General features: G+C 60.0%; 11 protein-coding genes and 1 pseudogene. 7 read left to right on the top strand and 5 right to left on the bottom strand.

What is annotated here, in order from left to right:
• Positions 1–160 precede the first annotated feature (160 nt).
• Positions 161–331: pseudogene (locus PH558_RS28070) on the top strand (2Fe-2S iron-sulfur cluster-binding protein); the annotation flags it as partial.
• Between the two features lie 263 nt (positions 332–594).
• On the opposite strand, the gene PH558_RS28065 reads toward PH558_RS28070, so the two are convergent.
• The 4 genes from PH558_RS28065 to PH558_RS28050 are packed head-to-tail and all read right to left on the bottom strand — an operon-like array spanning position 595 to position 4,784.
• Positions 595–1,794, bottom strand: a complete 1,200-nt coding sequence (locus PH558_RS28065) for an ABC transporter permease (RefSeq protein ID WP_285207816.1) — start codon at positions 1,792–1,794, stop codon at positions 595–597.
• A gap of 4 nt (positions 1,795–1,798) precedes the next feature.
• Positions 1,799–2,941 carry an ABC transporter permease gene (locus PH558_RS28060; protein ID WP_285207815.1) on the bottom strand — a complete coding sequence of 381 codons (1,143 nt, stop codon included), beginning with the start codon at positions 2,939–2,941 and terminating at the stop codon, positions 1,799–1,801.
• Positions 2,938–3,648, bottom strand: a complete 711-nt coding sequence (locus tag PH558_RS28055) for an ABC transporter ATP-binding protein (RefSeq protein WP_285207814.1) — start codon at positions 3,646–3,648, stop codon at positions 2,938–2,940. The genes PH558_RS28060 and PH558_RS28055 overlap by 4 nt, the downstream gene beginning before the upstream one ends.
• Positions 3,648–4,784, bottom strand: a complete 1,137-nt coding sequence (locus PH558_RS28050; protein ID WP_285207813.1) for an efflux RND transporter periplasmic adaptor subunit — start codon at positions 4,782–4,784, stop codon at positions 3,648–3,650. The genes PH558_RS28055 and PH558_RS28050 overlap by 1 nt, the downstream gene beginning before the upstream one ends.
• A gap of 386 nt (positions 4,785–5,170) precedes the next feature.
• Between PH558_RS28050 and PH558_RS28045 the strand changes: the two genes are divergently transcribed.
• From PH558_RS28045 to PH558_RS28020, 6 genes are all read left to right on the top strand, one after another.
• Positions 5,171–6,184: an ABC transporter permease gene (locus PH558_RS28045; RefSeq protein WP_285207812.1), complete on the top strand. Its 1,014-nt coding sequence runs from the start codon at positions 5,171–5,173 to the stop codon at positions 6,182–6,184.
• Positions 6,185–6,214: 30 nt separating this feature from the next.
• On the top strand, positions 6,215–7,234 hold the full coding sequence (locus tag PH558_RS28040) for a sugar ABC transporter substrate-binding protein (RefSeq protein ID WP_095438315.1): 1,020 nt from the start codon (positions 6,215–6,217) through the stop codon (positions 7,232–7,234).
• 12 nt (positions 7,235–7,246) lie between these two features.
• A complete protein-coding gene (locus PH558_RS28035; RefSeq protein ID WP_285207811.1) occupies positions 7,247–9,364 on the top strand; it encodes an ABC transporter permease in 2,118 nt (705 codons plus the stop codon).
• On the top strand, positions 9,361–10,455 hold the full coding sequence (locus PH558_RS28030) for a YncE family protein (RefSeq protein WP_285207810.1): 1,095 nt from the start codon (positions 9,361–9,363) through the stop codon (positions 10,453–10,455). The genes PH558_RS28035 and PH558_RS28030 overlap by 4 nt, the downstream gene beginning before the upstream one ends.
• A 1-nt stretch (position 10,456) precedes the next feature.
• Positions 10,457–11,950, top strand: a complete 1,494-nt coding sequence (locus PH558_RS28025; RefSeq protein WP_285207809.1) for a sugar ABC transporter ATP-binding protein — start codon at positions 10,457–10,459, stop codon at positions 11,948–11,950.
• Between the two features lie 150 nt (positions 11,951–12,100).
• Entirely contained in the window at positions 12,101–12,997 is an 897-nt protein-coding gene (locus PH558_RS28020) for a LysR family transcriptional regulator (RefSeq protein ID WP_095438319.1), read from the top strand.
• Positions 12,998–13,000: 3 nt separating this feature from the next.
• Here the strand turns inward: PH558_RS28020 and PH558_RS28015 are convergent, their stop codons facing one another.
• Positions 13,001–14,497 carry an aldehyde dehydrogenase family protein gene (locus PH558_RS28015; RefSeq protein WP_113409954.1) on the bottom strand — a complete coding sequence of 499 codons (1,497 nt, stop codon included), beginning with the start codon at positions 14,495–14,497 and terminating at the stop codon, positions 13,001–13,003.
• Positions 14,498–14,636: the final 139 nt, after the last annotated feature.

Raw genomic sequence — 14,636 nt, 5'->3', positions numbered from 1 at the left:
TCATCAACGCGGTCAGGGAGGGAATTCGGCGCCGAAAGTTCATTGTGCACCCTTTGCATTACATAATGTTATGCGTTCGTGAAAATTAATGCCGTTGAAACATAATGGATGCAAGGGCAAACTGCGGATCATAGAGGCATAAGAGGTTATCATGCTAAACAGGCTTCCATCGTCCTGTTCGGATGGCATGTGCGGCACGTGCAAATCCAAACTCGTCTCAGGCTCGGTCGAAATGAATCACAATGGCGGTATCCGTCAGCGGGAGATCGACGCCGGGATGTTCCCGCCTTGCTGCTCGAAGCCGCTTAGCGATCTCGTCATCGATCGCTGACGAAGCACTGATGGGAGAGGAGATGCCATCTGCTCTCATGCTTTAGCCGGCCAACAGGAACGCGTCCCAGTGCGGGGAAGAATCTGGTTTTGCAAGCAAAGACCTTCTTCCGATCAGGACAACGAGCTTACGTCCGAAGGTTGACGCAATTTTTTGTCGATCACTCGTTTGTATTTCAAATAACGCAACATCTAGGTCATTTATAGCGCCGTTACTCTATGAGTAGGCGTTATGAAAATACTAAAGCCCTCACGCTTGAGAGATTATCCGCTCGACCGAAGCGCCGCAGTCAAAGGAAGTCGGCTGGCGACGGTCGCCGGCAAGGCGCCGCCCAGAATGCCGATCGCAAGTCCGAGCAGACCCGCTTCCGCCATGACATCGCCGGTTACGGAGAGCTGGAACGCCATGCGCGCGCCATTCGTCCCAACCGTACTTGCCTGCCAGCCATTGAAGGCCAGCCACGAAGCCAGCAGTCCGACCGCCACACCAACGGCGGCAAGCACGATTGCCTCCACCCATGTGCCGAGAAACGCGGAGATCCGGCTGAAGCCAAGTGCCCGAACCGTGGCGATCTCAACGGTACGGTCCGACACAGAATTCATCATTGTGTTGAGCGCGCCGGCGGTCGCTCCGACGGCCATCAACAGCGCAAGTGGCCAGCCGAACAGCCGGATGAGACTAGCCGTGCGGGCCGATTGCGCCACATAGAGGTCGGCTTCGACAACGGCGCGAAGCGGCGTGGTCCTGATCGTGTCGAGCTTGGCCTGAAGTTGTGGCAACAAGGCGGGATTGGACAGCCGCATGCGCAGGCTCTGAACCTGCCCCTGCCGGTCGAAGGCCGATCGAACCGCGTCGAGGTCGGCCCAGATTTCGGACTCGAAGGCGCTGCCTCGCGCCGAGAACAGGCCGACCACCATCCAGTCGACCGTCCCGAGCCGCACGGTGCTGCCGAGCGATATCCCAAACTGGTGCGCCAGGCGATCCCCGACGACGATCTCACGCGAGCCGGGCGTGAACAGGCGGCCGGTCGACAAGGCAATATGGTCACGGATCGAAGGACCGGACAGATCCATGCCGCGAAGAGCCAAGGTCCGGCTCTCTTCCGACCCGTTCGATTTGGCGTCGACGGCAACGACGATTTCACGCGAGAAAATCAGCATACCGTTGGTGTCTCGCGCCACGCCGATGTCATCGATCATTGCGCTCAGGGTGCGAATGACCGAGGCGGGAACATCGGAGCCGGTCTCCTGGTTGGGGCCGCCTCCCAGGACGACCGCGACGGAGCCGGAGCCGGCACTTTGCAGAGCCGTCTCGAAACCCCTTGCCATGGCCAGGAAGCCCGCGAGAACGCAGACGACGAGCGCCACGGAAAGAACCATGGAGGCGGAAATGGAGATGCGTCGCGGCAGGCTGAACAGGTTTGCCCTGATCATGACGAATGCTTGTTTGGCATTGGAAGACATGGATCTACCTCGTTCCGAATGCGGAGATTATCGGGATCCTGAGCGCGTTCAGAGCCGGAAGCGCGCCAGTTACAAGCGCTAGCAGCGTGACCATCGCCAGGGCTCTTGCAAGAATTGCATTGGAAAAGACGAGGCCGATCGCAGGATCCGTGATGACCGTTGCAAGCAGTGCAAGTATCAGGCCGATGGTGGCGCCAACCACGAAGATGAAGAATGTTTCGCCAAGGATCAGCGCCATGATCCATGACCCGGAAAAGCCCAGGGTTTTCAAAACGCCGATCTCGAAGGTGCGCTCGCGAACGGCAAAGACCATGGTGTTGCCGACGATCATCAGCAGCGTGACGAATGCCGCCCCGACCACCATATTCACGATCAGGCCGATATCGGCATATTGGCGCAGGAAGGCCTCGAGGAACTGCTTCTCGGACCTGGTCTGTGTCGGCGCCGCCGAATTGGCGAACAGCTGATCGACCCTTGAAGCAAGCTGCCCTGTTTGGACACCTGGCTGCGGCCGGAGGATGAAGGCGTCGACCGTATCCTTGTTGCGGGCTCTGAGCGCATTGACATAGTCGTATTGGGCGATGACGAAATAGGTGTCGGTGGAGGCGTTCTCGCCGTTGAAGATGCCGGCGATTTCAAAGGACCAGTCACGGCTGCCATCCTCCTTTGCCATATCGAAGCTGGTGACGGTGATCTTCTGGCCGACGGTCCAGCCCTGCGCCTCGGCAAGCGCCTGACCGACGAGGACGGTGCTGCGGTTCCTGGCAAGTGCACTTATCAGATCCGGCGTCAGTCCGAGCTCTTTGCCGTTCGAACTGTAAAGTCGCGCGGGATCGGCAGCACTCACGGGAATGATGTTCTTTTCGACAACAGCAAAGCCGCGCAGGCGCGACATATACCCGACGGCGGCTACGCCTGGTTCGGCGCCAATCCGGTTCAGGTAGGACATCGGCAGCGGCTGGGCGCGGCCGGCCGCACTCATGACGCCAAGAATATCCTCGCTGGCCGCTGACGAGCCCTGGCTACCATCGATGAAGCTTGTCGTCAGACCGTAGATGAGAAAGGCCGTGGCGACACTGACCATCAGCAATATCGTGCGCAGCGGTTTTCGCCATACACTTTTTCGCACGAGATCGAGGAACGTCATGCGTCCACCCTCCGCTCTTCAACGAACCTGCCCTTGTCGAGATGAAGCGTTCGGCTGGCATAGCTTGCGGCTTGCGGGTCGTGGGTCACCATGATGAGGGTCTTGCCGAGCTCGCGGTTCAGAAAGCGCAGCATTTCCAGCACCTCGTCAGCCGACCGACGGTCGAGATCGCCCGTGGGCTCATCGCAGAGCAGCAATGCCGGGTCCGCGACGATCGCCCGCGCGATGCCGACACGCTGCTGCTGGCCGCCCGACATCAGCTTCGGATACTGCTTCTGGCGACCCGAAAGCCCCACCAGATCCAGAACCTTGTCGACGCGGAGCCGGCGCTCCCGCGACGAGAGCGGCTTCAGGAGAAGCGGCAGTTCGACGTTCTCGGCCGCGTTCAGCATCGGTAAGAGATTATAGAACTGGAAGACGATCCCCATGTTATGGGCGCGCCAGGACGAACGGGCTGCCTCGCCCATCTGATCGAGATTGCTGACCCCGATGCGCAGGCGGCCCTGATCCGGCTTGTCTATGCCCGACAGCATGTTGAGCAGCGTCGATTTCCCGGATCCGGAAGGCCCCATGATCGCGACGAACTCGCCGCGGGCGATTTGCAGGTCGAGATCGGCAAAGATCGGGACGGTCTCGGTCCCGATCTTATATCCCTTCTTGACATTGTTGAGCACGATATACGGCTCGTTGCTTGTAGAGGCGGTCATCAAGGAGTGTCTCCTGGCTGTTGTGCTGGAATGGTCGAAATACGAATGCGCGCGGCCATGTTGGGCATGGTACCGTCGGGTGGATCGAGGAGTGCAAGGCGCAGGGTGATCGTGCCTTTTTCCGCCGAAGCGACGGGCCACAGCTGCAGGATCTCGATCGCGAAAGGCTTATCCGGAAAGCCGTCGAGGACGGCCTCGCCTTGAAGGCCTGGCCGAAGTTCGCCGATATTGGTTTCGGCGACGTCAGCATCGATCACCAGGCTCTTGGTATCGGTGATCGTCAGCAGGCTTTCACTTTCCTTGATACTGTCCACCCGGGCCAGTACCCGGCCACCAATATGCGCGTCGAGCCGCGTCACCGTACCCGAGATCGGGGCTCTGACGGTCAATGCATCGACATGTTCCTGCGCGATCTTCACACCGAGTTGCGCCCTGGCATAGCTTTGGCGCGCCTGGTCGACCGCATTCGACGCCGTGTCTCTGGCGGTCTGGGCCTCCTCGACGATCTGGATGGAAACAGCGCTCTTTGCAGAGAGCGCCGCATTGCGCTGCAGCGAGCTATCGGCCTGCTTGAGCGTCAGGATCTTTCCCTCAAGGACAAGCTTGGCGGCATCGCTGTCGGCCTTTGCTTGCTCGAGTGAGAAGTCGGCGCTGACGTCATCGATCCTGACAATAACCTGCCCTGCTTCGACGCGATCGCCGATACTGACGCCAACGGATGCGATCTCTCCCTCATATTTGGAAAAGACCGTCACGATGCGCGGCGCGAGGACGTAGCCGGATCCGGTTATCTCCGGCGCGGATGTCGATCTCAGCGAATTGACGGAAGGGATGGGCGAACCGGTACCCGGGGCCGCCCGACTGGATGCCGCCTTTGGTTCGTCGCCGGTTTGCGCCACGCCGGGCGGCGTCATGATTTCCGGCTGCGATTCCAGTGCCGCTTTGAAGCGAGGCGAAATATCCGGCCAGAGGAACACGACAGCGATCGCACTGATGCCAAGTGCAAGCAGGACACTCGATAGGACAAGCCGCCGATTCCTCTTGACCGGCGACCCCACTGTTTGGAACGAAAGCTCAAGCGACAATGACCTGAGCGTTTCGGCGAGCTTGCGATTTTGTTCGGTGTTCGTGTTCATGCCGAGAACATGAACGAGACGCCCGAAAACTCGACCTCAAACGCGTTCTGGCTCGTACTCGATCGCGATCCGGTACTTCTTGCGTCACTCCGGAGGCGGAGTCTCCGTTACGCGGCGAAATTCACGATTGAAATCGGATTCTGCCTGAAAGCCCACCGCATACATGACCTCGATCACGGATTTTTCCGTTTCTCCGGTTCGGACCAACCCATTCCACGAAAACGTCCACCCGGCTCAAGGAACTGAACAGCGTTTCAGAAAAACGAAATTGCTCAACCAACATTCAAGGAAGATGGTTGTTGTCGGAGGCTCGGCCGGCAACAGGCTGAGAGCGGAGGATCTAGGACCAGACGAGGAACGATCTCGCGGTCGAGGGGAGGCATATGGTGAGCGGCAGCAAGAGCGCCGGCACGACGAACAGCGGTACGCCCAAGAGGCCTTTCAAGCTGAGCCAGGAAGCCGTTGTCGTCGGCATTTCAGCCTTATTGTTTTTGATCTTCTCCATCGGCCTCAACAACTTTCTGTCGGAAGGCAACATCATTGCGCTGCTGAAGAATGTGTCCATCCTCGGCACTTTGGCGGTGGGCATGGGCTTCGTCGTGGTCGGGCGCGGCATCGACCTCACCATGGTTGCCGTCATGGTGGTCGGCGTCGCCTTCAGCATCTGGATTTCTTCCTGGGGCATCGATTTCACACTAGCAGTGCTGATAGGCGCCGTGCTCGTCGCCATGATCGGCCTCTTTACCGGCATCATGATCGCCTTTGCCGACATCCCTCCGATCTTTGCGACGCTCGCCATCGCCTCCTCCGTCTATGGCTCAGGCCGGATCGTCTTTGCTTCCGACGTACTTTATGCACCCAATAATGTCGCCTGGCTGAAATGGATCGGATCGGGGGCGGTATTCGGGATTCCGGCTTCCGTCATCATCTTCGGCGCGGTAACGGCGATCATGGGCCTGTTCCTCAGGAAAACCCGCTTCGGGCGGCTAGTCTATGCTACCGGAGACAATCCGAGCGCGGCGCGCAACATGGGGCTGCCGACGCGCCCGATCATCGTCACGCAATATGTCATCAGTGCGCTGATTGCCTTTACCGCCGGTCTGATCATGACGGGCCTTGTCACCGGCATAAACACCCGCCTCTACAATTCCAGCCTGATCTACGACGTGCTTCTGGTGGTCGTGCTCGGCGGCATCGGCCTGTCCGGCGGGCAAGGCGGCGTGCGCAACGTCATTGTCGGCACGATCCTGGTCGGCATTCTCACCAATGGCATGACCATCCTGAACTTCAGCTACACCAGCCAGAACCTGATCAAGAGCATCATTCTGCTGAGTGCTCTCGCCATCGATGCGATCATCAATCCACGGGATGAGCAGACCTCGCAAAGCGGAGATATCTAAAGGCTCGAGACGTCCAATAGGGAGGAAACTATGACGGGTCTCAAGAAAATACTGATGGTCGTCGGCCTGGGCGCCGCCGCACTCTTCACGGCTTCTAACATCGCATCGGCGCAAGAGACCGACCAGGTCGGCCGCCAAGCCTATATCGACTCGGTAAAGGGCAAGCGGGTCATCTTCGTGCCGATCTCGCAAGGCTTCGATCTCAACCAGGCATGGGTTGCCGTCTGGCAGCGGCATGCGGCCCGCTACGGCTTCAAGCTCGAAGTGCGTGACCCCAATGGCGATACCAATGCCGGCATTCGCGCCATGCAGGGTGCGATCGCGGAAAAACCTGACCTGATCATCGTTCAGAATCCCGATGTGCAGACCTATGCCCGCCTGCTCAAGCAAGCGCAACAGGCCGGCATCAAGGTGCTGCAGGTCAATATGCAATCGGCCACGCAGACCGACAGCTATGTCGGCAATGACTGGATCGAAATGGGCAAGCTGGAGATGACGGAGCTCGCCAAGGCGTGCACCGGTCCAAAGGCGCCGTCGCACAAGGTCGTCTGGCTCGCAGGCGTGCAGACCGGAGCTGCCAACATCTTCATGCGCACCGGCATCGACGAGATCCTGAAGCAATATCCCGAACTTCAACTCGTCTCCGACCAGCCGGCCGATTATTCCAGCGAAAAGGCCCGCCAGATCACCGAAACCGTTCTGCAGCAGCATCCCGACCTCTGCGGGATCATGGGCATCTGGGATAACGCCGAAGTCGGCGCCGGGGCTGCGGTCGCTGCCGCCGGCAAGCAGGACCAGGTGACGATCGTCACCAATGGCGCCGGCAGCGATACCGGCTGCCAGAGCATCAAGAACGGTCTTCTGGACGTGATCTATAATTTCAATGCGCCGATCCAGGGCGAAATCGCTGCCCAGCAGATTTCCGAACTGCTGCAGCATCCCGATCGTCAGGCCGGCAGCGAAAAGACGATCTTCTTCGGGCCGATCACTCGCGTCGACAAGACTAATGCAAGCGGCCGAAACTGCTGGAAGCTCGACGAGCTCAAGTAACGGAACGAACAGATGAGCTTGGCTGAAAGCCTGATACGCTGGCGCTATCGCGTCCTCCCCGACCATGTGGCCGGGGAAATCCTCGCGAAGAAGTGGATCGACAGCGTCATTCCCTTTTTTGCACTGATCCTGCTGTGTGCGATTTTCGGGTCGATCGTCCCCGGATTCTTCGACGTCACGACCTTGACCAATCTCAGCGGCCAAACCGCTGAATTGGGTCTGATCGTGCTGGGATTGACGATCGTCATGATATCGGGCGGCATCGATCTTTCGATCGGATCGACCTTTGCCCTCACCGTGCTCGCGACGCTTTACGGCATGAATGTCGGCCAGTGGAGCTTCGGCGTCGGGCTTGCCGCCACCTTGGCCGTTGGCGCCGCCTGCGGGGCGATCAACGCCTTCATGGTGGGTATTCTGCGGATGCGCGCCTTTCTGACGACACTTGTCACGCTGATCATCTTTCGCTCGACCTTCGAAATTCTCTTCCCACAGGTGTCAACAGCGCTGGTGACCAGTTCGCCGGATTCGCCGCTCTACGATTATTTGGGCCTCGGCCACATCGGCGGCATTCCCGTCTCCTTCGTCTTCTTCGTTTTCGTCGCGATCATCGTGCACATCGTGCTGTCGCGCGGCCGCTACGGATGGCGGCTGTTCGCCGTCGGCGGCGCACGCCGATCGGCCTATAATGCCGGCATCAACGTGCGCCTCACGGTGTTCAGCGCTTATGTGGTCTGTTCGGTATTCGTCGCACTCGCCGCCTTCCTGTTTTGCGCCCGGATCGGCAGCGCAGCCTCCGACATTGGCTCCGGCCTCGAACTCCAGGCACTGACGGCCACCGTCCTCGGCGGCATTTCGCTCGGCGGCGGACGCGGTTCGGTGGCAAAGGCCCTGATGGGCGTCGTTTTCGTCCTCGTTCTTTCCAACAGCCTACTGACACTTGCCGTACCCGGCCCGGTCAACGATCTGACCCTGGGCTTCGTGCTGCTTGCGTCGGTCTTCCTCGATGTCCGCTGGGTCAAAAATCGCCATAAGATCCTGCGCAGCGTCTATATCTCGCCGACTTTCGCCAAGATGCCGGAGGCGATTTCGACCGCCGCCGGCATGCCGATGGCGGTCAATGATCGCCTGAAGGATGTCGGTGTGATCGGACTTGGCATCCTTGACGGCGCCGAGGATGTGATCTTCGACCGGGAAGATCGCCTCTATACCGGAAGCCGGCAAGGCGAGATTCTGCGCTTCTATCCGCCCGACTATACCCGCCGCGAGGTCTTTGCCCATATCGGCGGCGCCCCGCTTGGCATGGCCTTCGACCGGCAGGGCAATCTCGTCGTCTGCGTCGCGGGCATGGGCCTTTATCAGGTGTCGCCGGCGGGCGAAGCAAAGCTTCTCACCGCCGAGACAAATCGCAGCCTCACATCGGTCGTCGACGACAGCACGATGAAGCTTGCCGACGACTGCGACATCCTTCCCGACGGACGGATCGTGTTTTCCGAAGCGACCGTACGCTTTGAAATGCATGACTGGTACGCCGATGCGCTTGAAAGCCGCGGCAACGGCCGCATCATCGTTCACGACCCGGCAAGCGGCACGACCCGGACATTGATTTCCAACCTCGTATTCCCGAACGGCGTCTGCACATCCTTCGACGGGCAGTCGGTCCTCTTCGCCGAAAGCTGGGCGTGCCGGATCAACCGCTACTATTTCGCCGGCCCCAAAGCCGGCAAGCTGGAGCGGGTGATCGAGGGCCTGCCAGGCTATCCCGACAACATAAACCGCGCTTCCGACGGCACCTACTGGCTGGCGCTGATGGGCATGCGCACACCGGCGCTCGATCTGTCGCTGGAAATGCCCGGCTTTCGCAGGCGTATGGCAAGGCGCGTGTCCGAGGATGCCTGGCTGATGCCCAATCTCAACACCGGCTGCGTGCTGCGCTTCAGCGAGAAGGGCGAAATCCTCGAAAGCTTCTGGGATCAGACGGGTGAAAAGCATCCGATGATTACGTCGATGCGCGAGCACAAGGGCATGCTTTATCTCTGCGGTATCTTCAACAACCGCATGGGCACGCTCCCGCTGCCGGACGCCGACAAGACCTGGTTCAGCACAGACTCTTACTGGGGCAAACCGGCATGAGACCATTCGGAGAACTCCTAGACCGTTTCCTGGGCCGTGGTATCTGGGCCGTCACCATCCCGACATTCGACGGGCCATTATTGCCGAACCAGAGGCTGGAAGAGGCGGAAACGCTTGCGCCGCTTGAAGCCGCGGACAATCTGATATCGACGCCGAAAGGCATTCTCGCTTCAAGCGGCAGGCGTCTCCTGCGCCTCCAGGGCGATGGCCGCATGGAGGAGATCGTCAGCTTTCCACAGGAGATCACTGCGCTTGCGACGGCGCGGGGCATGACGGCGGTCGCGCTCGATGGCGAAGGCATCTTTATCCGTGGCGGTGCCCATGACGGCGCGGTATTCAAGAGCGAAGCCAACGTAAACCTTGGGTGCGTAACGGCGCTGACGTTCCTAAGTAACGACACCTTGCTCGCCAGCAACGGCTCGGCAAGAACGGGCGTTTCCGGCTGGCGACGGGATCTCATGCAAAAGGGCTGTTCCGGCAGCCTCTTGAAGATCGATCTGGGTGCCCGCAAGGTCGAACTCGTGAAGTCAGATCTTGCCTGGCCGGCGGGCGTGGCAACCACGGGCTCCAATCGCATCTTCGTCAGCGAGGCATGGCGGCACCGGGTCATATCGATCGATCTCACTTCCGGACAGGTGGAAAACGTGCTCGAACACCTGCCCGCCTACCCCGCGCGCATCGCCCCGGCCGTCGATGCAGGCTATTGGCTGACGTTTTATTCGACGCGCAACCAGCTGGTGGAATTCATCCTGCGCGAGGATCGCTATCGCGAGCGCATGCTGGCAGAAGTTCCGGAAGCCTTCTGGATGGCGCCGTCATTAAGCTCCTGGAACTCTTATCAGGAGCCGATGCAGGGCAGCCAACTCAAGCAGATGGGCGTCCTCAAACCCTATGCCGTAACCCGTTCCTACGGGCTTGTCGTCAATTGCGACTCGCGCATGCAGCCACTGGCAAGCTTTCATTCCCGCGCGGACGGCAAGGCGCATGGAACACTATCAGCCTGCGAGCATGGCGACGACCTGATCGTGGCGTCGCGCGGTGGCTCAAAAGTGCTGAGGCTTGCCAGTGTAGCAAGCGGGCAGCGAGGCTGACATGGGCAATATCATCGAATTCACAAATGCGACCAAGACTTTCGGCGGCATAGCAGCCTTTCGCAATGTCGATTTCACCCTGGAGCCTGGCGAGATCCATGCGCTGTTGGGCGAAAACGGCGCGGGAAAATCGACTTTGACCAAGGTGATGTCCGGGGTCTATCGCCTCAGCGAGGGTAAGCTTGTCTATGATGGCCGAGAGGTGGATTTCGGTTCGCCATCGGAAGCCCTCAAGGCGGGCATCGCCATGGTGTTCCAGGAAACCAACCTGGTGCCGGCGATGACCGTGGCCCAGAACCTCTATCTGGGGGAAGAGAAGCTGTTCAATCGCCTGCGCGGCCTTAACATCCAGGCCCGGCAGTTTCTTGTCGGCATGGGGTTCCAGGTCGATCCGACGGCGCAGGTAAGCACGCTCGGCGCAGCCCACAAGCAGATGGTCGAAATCGCCCGCGCCGTGCATCACAAGGCAAAGGTCATCATTTTCGACGAGCCGACGGCGACACTGACGCCGGAAGAAAAGCGCCATTTCTTCAATCTCGTTGGCCGGCTCGTGAAAGCCGGAGTGGCGATCGTCTTCATCACCCATGCGCTCGAGGAAGCATTGCAGGTTGCCAATCGCATCACTGTGATGCGCGACGGCGAAATCGTTGCCACCGGCAAGGCCGGAGACTTCACCCGCAGCTCGATCGTCCAGGCTATGGTCGGCCGCAACCTGTCCGAAACTCTGCACGGATCGGCAAAGCGCGCTCCACGCAGCTATGGCGAAAAGGTCCTGTCGGTGGAGAACCTGTCCTGCGCCGGCCTGGTGCGGAACTCGTCCTTCTCCGTGTTTGCGGGTCAGGTCACAGGCATGTTCGGACTTGTCGGCGCGGGCCGAACGGAGATGGCCAAAGTAATCTCCGGCGTCATGAAGCGCAACCTGTTTCATGGCGGCGAAATCCGGCTCTTCGGCAAGTCGGTACGTTACCGCGTACCCCGACCTGCCATGCTCGACGGCATCGTCTATGTTACCGAGGACCGCAAGCTCGACGGCTTCTTCGAGACGATGACCGGCGGCGAAAACCTGCAGATCGGCGAATTGTCCAATGGCGTCAACCCATTCTCGATCGTTTCACTGGCGCGAGCCAAGGAACTGGTCGCGGATTGGGGCACCCGCCTGCGGCTCAAGCAAATCAATGATCAGGCACGCATGATCGAACTGTCGGGCGGCAATCAGCAGAAGGTGGTCATCGCCAAATCGCTGATCCAGAAACCGAAACTGATCATTTTCGACGAACCGACGCGCGGCGTCGATGTCGGCGCCATCGTCGAGATTCATCAGCTGATCAGCGATCTTGCCGACAACGGCATGGCCGTCGTCGTCATCTCCTCTTATCTACCGGAAATCATGGCCGTGTCCGATCGCATTCTCGTGGTCAAGCGCGGCCGCGTTGTCGAAGAGATGATGGCATCGGATGCATCCGAAGAGAAAATCATGTTTGCCGCCGTTCATTGATCCCTCCCAACTGACCTTCCAGGCCGCTTGCACCGTTCATTGCAAGCGGCTTTTTTCTGCGGCTGGCCTTGTCATGATCCCATGGCGGAATATGCTCACGAGCGGAGGGGTCGATCGGTATCGATCGGCGCAAGTGAGACCATAACAACCATGCCAAATATTAATCTGAAATTGCTGCAAACCTTTCTTCTTGCAGCGGAATCCGGAAGCTTTCGTAAGGCGGCGGAAGAAAGCAACCGGTCACCCTCAGCGGTGAGCATGCAGATCAAGGACCTTGAGGAACAGATCGGCATCAGCCTGTTCACGCGCACGCCGCAGCGGGTCAATCTCACCAACGAGGGTCAGGCGCTGTTCGAAGAGATCGGGCGGGCCATGGCCGATGTGCAGGCAAGCCTCGACAAGCTGACGGAGCTGGCCGCCCGCCGCAAAGGAAAAATTCAGATCGCCTGCGCCCCGACGCTTGCTACCAGCCGGCTCGGCGATATCCTGTCGACCTTCAAGCTGCGCTATCCGCGTAGCGTGGTCGAGGTCCAGGAAACGCCGCCACAGGCAGCACTCGTCATGTTGCAGCAGCAGGAGGTCGAGTTTTACATCGGCCCGGAGGTGCCCAACCTCAACGACTTCCATTTCGAATCGATCATTGACGATCCGCTGGTCGCCTGCATTCCCGAAGAGCTATACACCGGCGAAAAAGCAATCCGGCTGGACGCCATCGCCCAGTTCCCGCTGATCATGCTCAATCGCAAGACCGCCGTTCGCGGCCTCGTCGATCGCCTGACGCGCGAGGAGGGCATCGAGCTCAATGTCCAGTACGAGGTCGAGAGCGCGCAGACCGCACTGGCGCTTGCCGCGTCGGGGCTTGGCGTTTCGATCGTGCCGGGTATCGCGCTCGGGCGGAATGTCGACAGCCGCGTCCGTGTCGTACCGCTCGCCAATCCCAACGCCCGGCGGGCTGTCGGCATCATCACGAGCCGTGGCTACGTACAGCAGCGCTATGCCGAGCAGCTCATCGCCCTCATCCGCACCAATTTGCGCGGTGAAGGCTGAGCACTAGTCCGTCTGTATCCAAACGGCCTTGGTTTCGAGATATTCGTGAAGATGCTCGATACCACCCTCGCGCCCGTAGCCGGACATCTTCATGCCGCCGAATGGCACGGCTGGGTCGAGGGCATGATACATGTTCACCCAGACCGAGCCCGCCTTGATGCGACGCACCAGCTTGTGCGCCAGCCCGAGATTTTGGGTGAAGATGCCGGCCGCCAGCCCGTAGGGCGATGCATTGGCGCGCTCGACGGCTTCCTCGATCGTATCGAAGGGCATCGCCGAAATGACCGGCCCGAAGATCTCCTCGCGGGCAATCCTCATCTCGTCCTTCACGCCGCCGAATACGGTCGGCGCGATGAAGTTTCCCTTGTCGTAGAGAGCCCCTGAAAGGCGCGTGCCGCCGGCGACCAAGGCAGCGCCTTCGCTCCGCCCGGATGCGATGAAACTCTCGACGACCTGCGCCTGGCGAGCCGAAATCAGCGGTCCGATATCGGTATCTGCTTCGATCCCGTGACCGATCCGCAGCGAACGGGCAAAATCGGCAACCTTGGCGACGAATTCTTCGTGGATCTCGCGCGCCACGAACAAACGCGAACCGGCGATGCAGATCTGCCCCGAATGCGCAAAGACCGCCATGGCGGCGACGGGCACGGCCCGGTCTATGTCGGCGTCGCGGCAGACAATCACCGGTGACTTGCCCCCGAGTTCCAGCGAGACCCGTTTTAAGTTGCCAACCGCGGCACGGGCGATCGATTGCCCGGTGGCGGTGGACCCGGTGAAGACGATCTTGTTGACATCGGGATGCTCGGCTAGCCGCGCGCCGGCGACCGATCCCTTACCGGTGACGATATTGACCACTCCGTCCGGCACGCCGGCCTCTTGCATGAGTTTGGCGATCAGCAGCGGCGTGAGCGGCGCATCTTCCGAGGGTTTCAGAACCACCGTGCAGCCTGTTGCCAGCGCAGGGGCGATCTTCCAGATCGATGCTGCGGTGGGCGCATTCCAGGGGATGATCGCGCCGACGACCCCGATCGGCTCCCGCCGGGTGAAGGTCACGATCTCGCCGGGTATGGAATTGTCGATCACCTCGCCATGAAGGGCTGTCGCCATGCCGGCGTAAAACCGCAGCATGCCGATGACCCGACGCTTGTTGGCGAGCGTGCGCGTGATCGGCATGCCCATGTTCAGGGTGTCGGAAACCGAAAGGCGCTCCCAGTTGTCCTCGAACAGGTCGGCGATTTTCAGGAGCAGCGTCTGGCGCTCATAGGGCGAGAACCTGGACCACGGCCCTTCCAGAGCCCGACGCGCCGCGGCAACGGCGCGGTCGACATCGGCAGCTGCGGCCAACGGAACCGTTGCCAGGACCGCCCCGGTCGCCGGATTGTAGGTCTCGCTGACTTCGCCGGATTGAGCCGCAACCCATTGGCCGCCGATGAACATCGGCCGAAAGCCGCCATCGTAAAGCTCGTCCGCCATTTTCTTGGCGTCGAAAGTCAGTGTCATGGCGCGGCCTCCCAGCTTCATTCTGTCGTCGATAATCACTATCAGACGGCCACAATACAAATAAAGAAAGCTAAAAAGGCGTTCAGATAATCGGACTGTGAAATCGCTCCGACTTATCCGATGTTGGAGCAAATGGAGG

This window comes from Rhizobium pantanalense, from assembly GCF_030182525.1.
Classification (GTDB): domain Bacteria; phylum Pseudomonadota; class Alphaproteobacteria; order Rhizobiales; family Rhizobiaceae; genus Rhizobium.
This window is presented reverse-complemented; position numbering and strand designations above follow the sequence as displayed.

What these genes read in the sequence shown, in the direction of transcription:
- PH558_RS28030 (WP_285207810.1), top strand. Translation starts at nt 9,361, where the DNA reads ATGAGACCATTCGGAGAACTCCTAGACCGTTTCCTGGGCCGTGGTATC.
- PH558_RS28015 (WP_113409954.1), bottom strand. Translation starts at nt 14,497, where the DNA reads ATGACACTGACTTTCGACGCCAAGAAAATGGCGGACGAGCTTTACGAT.
- PH558_RS28055 (WP_285207814.1), bottom strand. Translation starts at nt 3,648, where the DNA reads ATGACCGCCTCTACAAGCAACGAGCCGTATATCGTGCTCAACAATGTC.
- PH558_RS28040 (WP_095438315.1), top strand. Translation starts at nt 6,215, where the DNA reads ATGACGGGTCTCAAGAAAATACTGATGGTCGTCGGCCTGGGCGCCGCC.
- PH558_RS28050 (WP_285207813.1), bottom strand. Translation starts at nt 4,784, where the DNA reads ATGAACACGAACACCGAACAAAATCGCAAGCTCGCCGAAACGCTCAGG.
- PH558_RS28025 (WP_285207809.1), top strand. Translation starts at nt 10,457, where the DNA reads ATGGGCAATATCATCGAATTCACAAATGCGACCAAGACTTTCGGCGGC.
- PH558_RS28060 (WP_285207815.1), bottom strand. Translation starts at nt 2,941, where the DNA reads ATGACGTTCCTCGATCTCGTGCGAAAAAGTGTATGGCGAAAACCGCTG.
- PH558_RS28035 (WP_285207811.1), top strand. Translation starts at nt 7,247, where the DNA reads ATGAGCTTGGCTGAAAGCCTGATACGCTGGCGCTATCGCGTCCTCCCC.
- PH558_RS28020 (WP_095438319.1), top strand. Translation starts at nt 12,101, where the DNA reads ATGCCAAATATTAATCTGAAATTGCTGCAAACCTTTCTTCTTGCAGCG.
- PH558_RS28065 (WP_285207816.1), bottom strand. Translation starts at nt 1,794, where the DNA reads ATGTCTTCCAATGCCAAACAAGCATTCGTCATGATCAGGGCAAACCTG.